The sequence below is a fragment of the Streptomyces colwelliae genome (assembly GCF_048158785.1).
In the GTDB taxonomy this organism is placed as follows: Bacteria; Actinomycetota; Actinomycetes; order Streptomycetales; family Streptomycetaceae; genus Streptomyces.
In genome coordinates this window covers 1-9763 of the sequence record NZ_JBLTJC010000378.1, presented here as the reverse complement: position 1 = coordinate 9763, position 9763 = coordinate 1, and the positions used below count along the sequence as shown (strand labels likewise).

Annotated in this window: 11 protein-coding genes; 1 reads left to right on the top strand and 10 read right to left on the bottom strand. The window is 68.8% G+C overall.

Features of this window, described 5'->3' with window-relative positions; all coding sequences use genetic code 11:
* The 9 genes from ACNFOC_RS44540 to ACNFOC_RS44500 all read right to left on the bottom strand — a co-directional run.
* A partial coding sequence (locus ACNFOC_RS44540; RefSeq protein ID WP_416964713.1) for an ATP-binding cassette domain-containing protein occupies positions 1-549 on the bottom strand: 549 nt, incomplete at its 3' end.
* Between the two features lie 24 nt (positions 550-573).
* The gene (locus tag ACNFOC_RS44535) at positions 574-1464 is read right to left on the bottom strand and encodes a DUF5936 domain-containing protein (RefSeq protein WP_416964712.1); all 891 of its coding nucleotides are present in this window, start codon (positions 1462-1464) and stop codon (positions 574-576) included.
* A 30-nt stretch (positions 1465-1494) separates the two neighbouring features.
* A complete protein-coding gene (locus tag ACNFOC_RS44530; RefSeq protein WP_416964711.1) occupies positions 1495-2436 on the bottom strand; it encodes a type II secretion system F family protein in 942 nt (313 codons plus the stop codon).
* An 11-nt stretch (positions 2437-2447) separates the two neighbouring features.
* Entirely contained in the window at positions 2448-3788 is a 1341-nt protein-coding gene (locus ACNFOC_RS44525) for a TadA family conjugal transfer-associated ATPase (RefSeq protein WP_406122652.1), read from the bottom strand.
* Positions 3789-3893: 105 nt separating this feature from the next.
* The gene (locus ACNFOC_RS44520; RefSeq protein WP_416964710.1) at positions 3894-4241 is read right to left on the bottom strand and encodes a TadE/TadG family type IV pilus assembly protein; all 348 of its coding nucleotides are present in this window, start codon (positions 4239-4241) and stop codon (positions 3894-3896) included.
* A 1-nt stretch (position 4242) separates the two neighbouring features.
* Complete coding sequence (locus tag ACNFOC_RS44515; RefSeq protein WP_416964709.1) at positions 4243-4665, bottom strand: TadE family protein; 423 nt, start codon at positions 4663-4665, stop codon at positions 4243-4245.
* Between the two features lie 12 nt (positions 4666-4677).
* Positions 4678-5928, bottom strand: coding sequence for a CpaE/TadZ family protein (locus ACNFOC_RS44510; protein WP_416964708.1), 1251 nt, complete (start codon positions 5926-5928; stop codon positions 4678-4680).
* Between the two features lie 9 nt (positions 5929-5937).
* Positions 5938-6648, bottom strand: coding sequence for a Flp pilus assembly protein CpaB (cpaB, locus tag ACNFOC_RS44505; RefSeq protein ID WP_416964707.1), 711 nt, complete (start codon positions 6646-6648; stop codon positions 5938-5940).
* Positions 6649-6834: 186 nt separating this feature from the next.
* Positions 6835-7644, bottom strand: a complete 810-nt coding sequence (locus tag ACNFOC_RS44500) for a hypothetical protein (RefSeq protein WP_416964714.1) — start codon at positions 7642-7644, stop codon at positions 6835-6837.
* A 405-nt stretch (positions 7645-8049) separates the two neighbouring features.
* On the opposite strand from ACNFOC_RS44500, the gene ACNFOC_RS44495 reads away from it, so the two are divergent.
* On the top strand, positions 8050-9648 hold the full coding sequence (locus ACNFOC_RS44495) for a chitinase (RefSeq protein WP_416964706.1): 1599 nt from the start codon (positions 8050-8052) through the stop codon (positions 9646-9648).
* Here the strand turns inward: ACNFOC_RS44495 and ACNFOC_RS44490 are convergent.
* On the bottom strand, positions 9549-9763 hold a 215-nt coding region (locus ACNFOC_RS44490; RefSeq protein WP_416964705.1), incomplete at its 5' end, for a Clp protease N-terminal domain-containing protein. The two genes, ACNFOC_RS44495 and ACNFOC_RS44490, sit on opposite strands and share 100 nt — an antisense overlap.

The following is a 9763-nucleotide window of genomic DNA, read 5'->3' as shown; positions in this document are numbered from 1 at the left end:
CAGTACGTCCGGTTCGACGACCAACGCCCGTGCGAAGCCGACGCGTTGGCGCATGCCGCCGGAAAGCTCCTTCGGGTACGCCGACTCGAAGCCGTCCAGGCCGATCAGGTCGATGGCGTGCCGGGCCAGGGCGATCATCGCCAGGCGGAAGCCGAAGACTTGCCTGCACATTGCCTGTAGGGCGCTTACCTGGATGGGGAGGGCCACTTCCCGGCCTTCGGCCGGGATCTGATTCCCACGCGCACCGCCCGCACCGCCCGTGGCGCCATCGTCGTCAGGTGCCGGTGGCCCCTGTGGGGCTTCCCCGCCATCGGCGGCTATCCGTTCCACGCCCGGCTGCGCCGGTGGCCTCGGTACGCCCGGAAGGCGGCCCCCCACCGGTACCCATCCCTCCGGCAGCGCCGGCGTCACCGTCGTCACCGGAATGTCCGTCGCCCCCGACCGCACATGGTCCGGCAGCACCGTCCCCGCCGGCGGTGTCGTGATCTCGGTCGGTTTGGGGCGCCGTCGCAGCAGTCCCGTGCGTTCACGTTCGTCCGTCGTCGCCATCGTTCAAGTCGCCCCCGTCCGCCCCTACTTGCCCGTGATCGTGCTGAAGTCCGTGCCGGAGCCGAGCAACAACCCCGCGCCGAGCAGCAGCATCGTGGCCGGGACCATGAACGTGGTGATCATCATGGTGGCCTTGGGAACCGCACGGGCCGCCTTCCGCCGGGCGTTCTGCGCGTCCGTGCGGCGCATGTCCTTCGCCAAGGACACCAGCGTGTCGACGATCGGCGCGCCCAGTTCCTCCCCCTGCTGCAACGCCGTGACGAACATGGCGACTTGCTCGCTGTCGTTGCGTCGCCGGAGTTCCGTGAAGGCGGCGCGGCGGCTCATGCCGAGGTCCATCTGGCGGAGGGTGATGCGGAGTTCGTCCGCCCACGGGCCTTCGTACTTCGAGGCGACGCGGTCCAGGGCCTGGCGGAAGCCCAGGCCCGCGCTCACCACCACCGCGAGGACGTCGAGGAAGTCCGGCAGGGTCCGTTCGATCACGTCCTTGCGGATGCGGATCGCCGACCAGATGCCGACCTCCGTCCAGAACGCGCCGAAGGCGAACAGGATGACGGCGACGATGTAGTGCCCTTGGAGCAGCATCAGCAGGCCGCCGAAGCCGCCGAGGAAGCCGTAGACCGCCCGGCGGGCCGCGTAGCGGTCGATGGTCAGGCCGCCGGGGTTGCCCGCGAGGTCTATCTTGCGGCGGTACTTGGCGACCAGCTTGGGGCCCATCAGGCGGAGGACCATCGGGGCGTAGCGCATGCCCATGCGGTCGATGAGGGAGTCGACCGCGCCGGTGCGGGTCGCGCCGACCTCCAGGGCCAGGACGAGGTCGCTGGGCAGTTTCGCGTCCGCCCTGTACATGCGGATGCCCGCGAAGATGCCCCACACGCTGAGGCCCATCACCAGGCCGAGTGCCAGTGCTGTCATCAGGTCTCCCCCTCTCAGATCTCGGACATCTCAGACGTCGATGCGTGACAGGCGGCGGATGAGGACGAAGCCGATCGCGTACAGCCCGAACGCGATGATCACGCAGGCCTGGCCGATCGGGGAGCCCGTCATCCGTTCCAGGGCGCCGGGTTTGACGCCGTCCATCAGGAAGAGGGCGCCTACGCCCATCACCGGAACGGCGTACGCCGTCATGTTGACCTGGGAGAGCTGGGTGCGGACCTCGCGGCGGGTCTCCTTGCGTTCCTCCAGGGTCTCCGTGAGGTTGCGCAGGGCGCTGACCACCTGGCCGCCCGCCCGGTTCGAGAGCACCAACGTCGTTACCAGTACGACGAGTTCGCGGGACGGGAGCCTGTCGGCCAGTTCGCTCAGCGCGTCGTCCATGGAGGCGCCCACCGCCAACTGGTTGGCCACCTTGGCGAGTTCCTCCCCGGCCGGTGCCTCCAGCTCCTCCGCCGCCATGCTGATCGAGGTGCGCAGCGCGAGGCCCGCGTGGGTGGCGTTGGCCATGATGCGGGCCAGTTCGGGGAGTTGGTTGATGAACTTCTCGATGCGCTTCTGGCGCTGCCAGTTGAGGAACTGGATCGCCACCCCGATGCCCAACAGGCCCGCGATCGGCCCGAAGAAGGGCGCCAGCGACGCCTGTCCGATCAGCCAGAGGGCCGCCACCGTGGCCAGCATGTAGACGAAGAACTCGCCCGGCGTCATGTCCAGGCCCGTTGCCGCCAGGCGGAGTTCGAGCTGACGGCCGAGCCTCGTACGGCGCAGTCTGCGGTCCAGTTCACGGAAGCGGCGGACCCGGCCCACCTGGATCTGGCCGGTCGACGACAGCCGGTCGACCAGGGCCGCGCGCTGCGCCTTGCCGGTGGCGTAGGCGTGCACGCCGGCGACACCCAGGACACAGGTCAGCAGGGTGACGCCGGTGGTGAGCGTGACGATCGTCTGGAGATCCATGGGGTCGGTCCCTACCTACTGGCTTCTCTGAGGGCGAGCTGTTCCGCGGTGTGGGCGACGCCGAAGGCCTGCGGCAGGGGCTGGCTCGCCATGTAGAGCCGGTCGGCGGTGCGGCGCGAGAGCGGGAAGTACTCGAACGTGCCGTAGACCCGGCCGTCGGCGGAGATGGGCTGCGGGCTGAAGCGGGCCACCGTCGCCAGCCGGTACGGCTCGCTGCCGTGGCTGTCGAGGAGGGCGATCTCGGTGATGCGGCGGGCGCCGTCGGCGAATCGGGTGAGCTGGATGATGACGTCGATGGCGCTGTTGATCTGGTCGTGCAGCGCCTCGAAGGGGATCTCGACCTCGGACATGGACGCCAGGGTCTTCAGGCGCATCAGCGCGTCCTCCGCGCTGTTCGCGTGGACCGTGGCGAGGGAGCCGTCGTGGCCCGTCGACATCGCCTGGAGCATGTCGAGGGACTCGCCGCCTCGGACCTCACCCACGACGATCCGGTCCGGGCGCATACGCAGCGAGTTGCGCACCAGGTCGCGGATCGTCACCTGGCCCTTGCCCTCCACGTTCGGCGGGCGTGCCTCCAGGCGGATCACGTGCGACTGCTGGAGCTGGAGTTCGGCGGAGTCCTCGATGGTGATGATGCGCTCGGTCTCCGGGATCAGGCCGGAGAGCGCGTTGAGGAGTGTGGTCTTGCCGGTGCCCGTCGCGCCGGACACGATGATGTTGAACTTCGCGTGCACCAGGCCCGCGAGGAGATACAGCATGTGCTCGTCGAGCGAGCCGAAGCCGACCATCTCCTGGAGCGTGAAGGAGCGCGGGAAGCGGCGGATGGTGAGCGTGGCGCCGGTCAGCGACAGCGGCGGGATGATCACGTTGACGCGCTCGCCGGACGGCAGTCGCGCGTCGACCATCGGATTCGACTCGTCCACGCGGCGGTTGACCGTCGACACGATCCGCTCGATGGTCTGCATCAGCTGGTCGTGGGAGGGGAAGCGGAGCGGCAACTGCTCGACCCGGCCGCCGCGTTCGACGAAGATCGCGTCCGGGCCGTTCACCATGATCTCGGTGATCGACGCGTCCTCGAGGAGCGGTTCGAGTATGCCGAGGCCGAGCGCCTCGTCGACGACCCGGCGGATCAGCTGCGAGCGCTCGACGGTCGAGAGGACCGGGCCCTCGCGGCTGATGATGTGCCCCAACACCCGCTCCAGGCGGGCCCGTCGCTCGGCGGCGGCCAGCGCGCTCATCTCCGCGAGGTCGATCTCCTCCAGGAGTTTGGCGCGGTACGAGGAGACCATGTGGCCGTCCTCGCCCCGATGGCCGTTCTCCTCGGGATGGTTGACGCGTTCCCGCAGACCCATGAGTGCTGTGCTCCTCGCTCCTTGTTCAGTCGAACCCAGTCGAACTCTGTCGTTCTCTGTCGTGCTCCGCCGTTTGCTCTGTCGTGCTCCGCCGTGCTCTGTCGTTCAGTGGTCGAGCGGCATGGTGGCGGTCTTGCTGGCGTCTCCGAAGCCGTCGTAGCCGGGGATGACCGACGGGATGTGGATGGTGGCGGTGACCGTGACCGCCTCGCCGCCGAACGACGCCGGACAGCTGACCGAGAGCCAGTCGCTGACGGCCTCGCTGCACGCCGGCTGGGCCCCCTGCCGGAGCGAGGCGCTGCGCGCTCCCGCCCGGGCCGCCGTCCCCGCCTGCTCCGCGGTGTACGCGACCAGCCCGAGCTGCACCGCCGCCAGCGTGACGAGGATCAGGACCGGGATGAACCCGAGGTACTCGATGGCGACTTGGCCCCGTTCCTTCCTACCCCTGTCCATCTCAGTCCTTCGCCTCCTCTACGGCGCCCGCGTGGCCGTGCACCGTGAAGGGGAAGCCGATCGCGCCCGGGAAGAGGACGGGCACCTTGAGGTCGACGTCCGCCGTGACGAAGCCCGTGCCGCCGCAGGTCACCGTGGCGTCCCCCTTCCACGCGCCGTCCAGCTTGTCGAGGCCGGCCTGTTCGCAGGCGGCCTCCCGTTCCCCCGGGGCGGCGGCCGTCCCCGCCCGCACCGCCTCGTCCGCAGCATTCCCCGCGAGCGTGAAGGTGTACCCCACCAGCGCGAACTGCCACATCAGCACCAGCGTCAGGATGATCAGCGGGGTCATGCCGAGGAACTCGATGGTGGTCTGGCCCCGGTCCCTGTCCCGGCCCCGGTCCCTGTCTCGGCCCCTGTCCCGCCCGTGCGCAGAGATCAAAGTCATACGCATCCCCGTTCACTCTCTCCGACGCCGGAAGCTCACCGAGCCGCGATCGCCGCCGCTTCTCGACCGCCCGCTCTTCTGGGCGACTTCGGGGACCTTGACCAGTCCGAGTTCGCCCGCGAGACCCCAAAGGGCCTGTTTCACCACGCTCTTGTTGTCGAGTTCGTGCAGGCGGCCCGCGTCCACCGCGCCCTGGAGTTCCTTGAAGTTGGCGGGGACCGCGGTGGCGGCGACCGTCGTGCCGGTGATGCGCTGGATGAGCGCCGGCTGGATCTCGGTGCCGCGCGTGTACCGGTTGACGACGATCGTCGTCTCCTCCGCCTTGCGGATCTGGAGCCGGTCCCACATCCGCACGGTGCGCTTCGCGGCGCGTACGGCGACCACGTCCGGGGTGGTGAACAGCAGTGCCGTGTCGGCCATTTCGACGGCGGCCGCGCTCGCACCGCTCATCTGGGCGCCGCAGTCGATGACGACGACCTCGTAGCGGGAGCGCAGGGCGCTGACGATCTGGCGGGCGGCCCGGTCGGTGACCTCCTCGCCGCGCTCGCCCTCGCCGGGGGCCAGCAGCAGCGCGAGCCCCGTGTCGTGCCGGAAGACGGCGTCGGCCAGGACCCGCGGCGAGATGTCGGTGATCGCGGCGAGGTCGACCACGGAGCGCCGGAACTGCACGTCCAGGAAGGAGGCGATGTCCCCGGTCTGGAGGTCCATGTCGACGAGCGCGACGCTACGGCCCGACGCCTGGGCGGCGAGGGCGAGTTGGATCGCGGCGAGGGTGGCGCCGACGCCGCCCTTGGAACCGCTGACCGTGACGACGGTCCCGCCGACGCCGGTGAACACGTCGCCGCCATGGCCCAAGTGGCGCCGTACGCCCACCGACCAGGCGGCGACGGCCTGGACGCGGTTGGCCAACTCCTCGTAGCTCAGCGGGAGGGCGATCAGTCCGCGGGCGCCGGAGTCCATGGCGGCCTGGAAGAGGCCGGGGCTCGCGTCGGTGGTGACGAGGATGACGCCCACCGCCGGGAAGCGCAGCGCGACCTCGCGGACCAGCTCCAACGCGGGGACGGGACCGATGCGTTCATGCACCACCACGACCTCGGGCAGCTCGTCGACGGACTCGGCGGCGAGCCGGGCCAGGGTGTCGATGAGCTGCGTCGAGTCGGCCACCGGGGCCACCGGATCGGCGTCCGGGAGCTGGCTGAGCAGGGTCGTGATGGCGCGGATGGCGTCCGCGTCTCCGACCGCCGGAAGAATCCTGGTGGGCATGCGGGCCTCTCACTTGTCCTTCGCGAGTTCGTACGTCCGGTCCTGCTCCGGCACGGTCGTATCGCCGCCGGGCGCCACCAGCGCGAGCCGCACCCGCTCGGCGAACGACTCGGCGTAGGTGATGCGTTGGGCGTCGAGCGTGGAGAGCGCGAAGGTGATCGGCACGCCGTCGGTGGACTGCTGGTTCTTGTCGCTGTTGCTGCCGGGGTCGAGGGCGGTGATGTGGCCGACGTCGATGACCTTCGCGTTGGTCACGATGATCTTGGACTGGTCGGGGTCACCCTCTTTCGCGCCCTCGAAGGTCGCGTACACGTTGACCGTGGAGCCTGGCGTGATCTTGCCGGCGACGCCGGTCGCCGCATCGATCATGATGGCGACCTCCTGCTGCCCGGGCTGGAGGGCCGGCTGGTCCACGATCATGTCGGTCTGTAGCAGGGAGCCCCCGCGCAGGGTGGTCACCGCGATCTTGCCCTGGATCTGGCGCAGATCGGTCACGGCGTTGTCCGACAGCCACCGCTTGGGCATCTCGATCTTCTTGAACTGGGCGGCGGTGAGCGCCGTGTAGGGCGCCACGTTGCCCTTGACCTGGTACGCCGTGACCTCGGGACCGACCTTGGACTTCACGTCACGGATGACGGAGAGGACACCGGCGAAAGCGCCGAGGGCGCAGATCACCGACAGGAGCAGGAGTATCACGCCGCGGCGCTGACGGGAGTTCATGAACCGTACAACCTCATTGGGGATATCGGTCGAGCGGAAATGAGCGGATCGAGCGTGATCGGACCGGATCGAGCGGTATGGAGCGGGATAGGGCGAGATGGAGCCAGATGGAGCTGGATCGAACCGGGCCGAGCGAATTCGTGTGCTGTATTCGTGTGCTGTAAGCGTGTCCTGTGTGTTGAGGACTTATCCGCTCGATGTTTGGTTCTCGTGAACGGGCGGTGTGGCGGAGCAGAAGACACAACGGTCGCCGATGACGTCGATGCCGCACCAGTGGCACACGGACTGCCGTACAGAGGTGACCAGTTGGTACAGCACCGACAGGTCGGGCAGAAACGTACAGAACTCGATCAACTTGTTCGTACCCCACCAACTCACCGATTCGGCGGGCAGGGTGGCCTCGCGCAGCCCCATCGCGTTCCACGCCGGGGCGAGGGTGGTGCCGATCCAGTCGGACTGGAGCTGCCCCTTGGCGACCAGCATCCAGGTGCCGAACTCCGGGCCCTCCAGCGTGACTCCGGGGCCGACCCGGACGAGCTGCGGCTCGGGGTGGGCGATCACCGCGAACTGGCTGCCGGGCACCCAGGACTTGGCGTGCGACTTGAGGCCGACGGGGACCCGGTCCAGCTTGGTGACCGAGCCGAGGAGCGCACCGGCGTGGATGTAGTGCGTGAGCAGCCGGCCGGACGAGGCGAGCACACCGGGGCTGAGGTCGCAGGACGCCAGCTGCCTCAACTGCCGGGCCAGGACGGCGAGTCCGAGCGGGGGCAGATTGGGGCGGAACAGGGCGATCCGATCGCTCTCCAGGATGGACCGGATCGTGTGCAGCCGTCGGTCCACACCTTCGGACACGGCCTGCGAGGACACGACGACGACATGCCCGTGCTGGTCGATCAGGGCCTGCATCTCCGACAGCGCCTGGTCCAGCGGTCGTTGATCCAGGTCCCGCAGGACGACGGCGGGCAGGGTCCGTTCGTCCTGTGGCGGCAGCGCCATGTCGGCGCTGGTCACGGCAATGGCAGTTGGCACGCGCAGCTCCCCGTCTCACGCCTGTCGGCTCGCCGGCATTACTCCGGTACGCCGAGTTGACTTCACTGCGTGACTACCTCAGCACTGTAACCACGCCCCTGTGACCGGAGAACAGCGTTTCTGTAGCTGTGCGGCAACTGTCATCGCACACAACACGCCAAATCGGGGCAGGTCGCACAACGGGCCGGGTGCGCGGCCCAGTTCGACCGACGGGATGAGCCGGTCCGGGAGGGTACCCCGACCCTCGAAGTTGGTCTGGACCTCTTGACATCAGATTGGTCTGGACCAACTCTGGACTTCCAGCGGTGGCCACCGTCGTCACAGTCCCCTCCAAACTCCCCACCGGAGGCATCAGTGGACCGCGCACCAGGCATGCCCGTACTCAGGAAAAGACGCCTGTGGGCCGGGGTCGCCATGGCCGCCCTCGCTCTCTCCTTCGCGGGCACCGGCCAGGCGTCCGCCGCCGACATCAACAACGCCAGGAACGCCGGCTTCGAGTCGGGCCTGACCAACTGGACCTGTACGGCGGGCAGCGGCACGACCGTCTCGTCCCCGGTGCACGGCGGCGCGTCCGCGCTGAAGGGCACGCCGGCCGGCCAGGACAACGCCCAGTGCACCCAGTCGGTGGCCGTGAAGCCCAACTCGACGTACACACTGAGCGCGTGGGTGCAGGGCGGCTACTCCTACCTGGGCGTGACGGGCACGGGTACGACGGACGTCTCGACCTGGACCCCCGACACCACGTCGTGGAAGCAGCTGTCGACGACGTTCACGACGGGCGCCTCGACCACGTCCGTCTCGGTGTACACACACGGCTGGTACGGACAGGCCGCGTACTACGCGGACGACATCTCGGTCTACGGCCCGGACGGCGGCGGAGGCAGCGACCCGGCCCCGACCGTCCCGGCGACACCGACGGGTGTCACGGTCCCGTCCACGACGTCCTCGTCGGTCTCGCTGGCGTGGAGCGCGGTGTCGGGAGCGACGGGCTACAACGTCTATCGCGACGGCACGAAGATCACGGCGGTGACGGGAACGTCCGCCACGATCACGGGACTTGCGGCGTCGACGTCGTACTCCTTCCAGATCACGGCGACCAACTCGGCGGGTGAGTCCGGGAAGTCGACGGCGGTGACGGGCACGACGACGGCGACGGGCGGCGGCGGAAACGGCACCCTCCCGAAGCACGCGGTGACCGGCTACTGGCAGAACTTCAACAACGGCGCGACCGTCCAGAAGCTCTCGGCGGTCTCCTCCCAGTACGACATCATCGCGGTGGCCTTCGCGGACGCGACCTCGACGCCGGGCGCGGTCTCCTTCACGCTCGACTCGTCGGGCCTCGGCGGCTACACGGTCGACCAGTTCAAGGCGGACATCGCGGCCAAGCACGCGGCCGGCAAGAAGGTCGTCATCTCGATCGGCGGCCAGAACGGCACGATCTCGGTGAGCGACTCGACGTCCGCGACGAACTTCGCCAACTCGGTCTACTCCCTGATGCAGACGTACGGCTTCGACGGCGTCGACATCGACCTGGAGAACGGCATCAACGCGACCTACATGACACAGGCGTTGAGGTCTCTGTCGTCGAAGGCGGGCTCGTCCCTCATCATCACGATGGCCCCCCAGACGATCGACATGCAGTCCACGTCGAACGCGTACTTCCAGACGGCCCTGAACGTGAAGGACATCCTCACGGTCGTCAACATGCAGTACTACAACAGCGGCACGATGCTGGGCTGCGACGGCAAGGTCTACGGCCAGGGCACGGTCGACTTCCTCACGGCCCTCGCCTGCATCCAGCTCCAGGGCGGCCTCTCCCCCTCCCAGGTGGGCCTGGGCCTCCCGGCCTCGACGAGCGCGGCCGGCAGCGGCTACGTCTCCCCCACCATCGTGAACAACGCCCTCGACTGCCTGACCGCCGGCACCAACTGCGGCACCTTCAAGCCGTCGAAGACGTACTCGGCGGGGTAGGCGAAGAGCCGACGGCTCACCTCGCGGATCTTGTCGCGGGTGACGCCGAGTTCTTCCAGGGTGGCGGCGGCCACGCCGTCGGTGAGCAGTCCGAGGAGGAGGTGTTCGGTTCCTG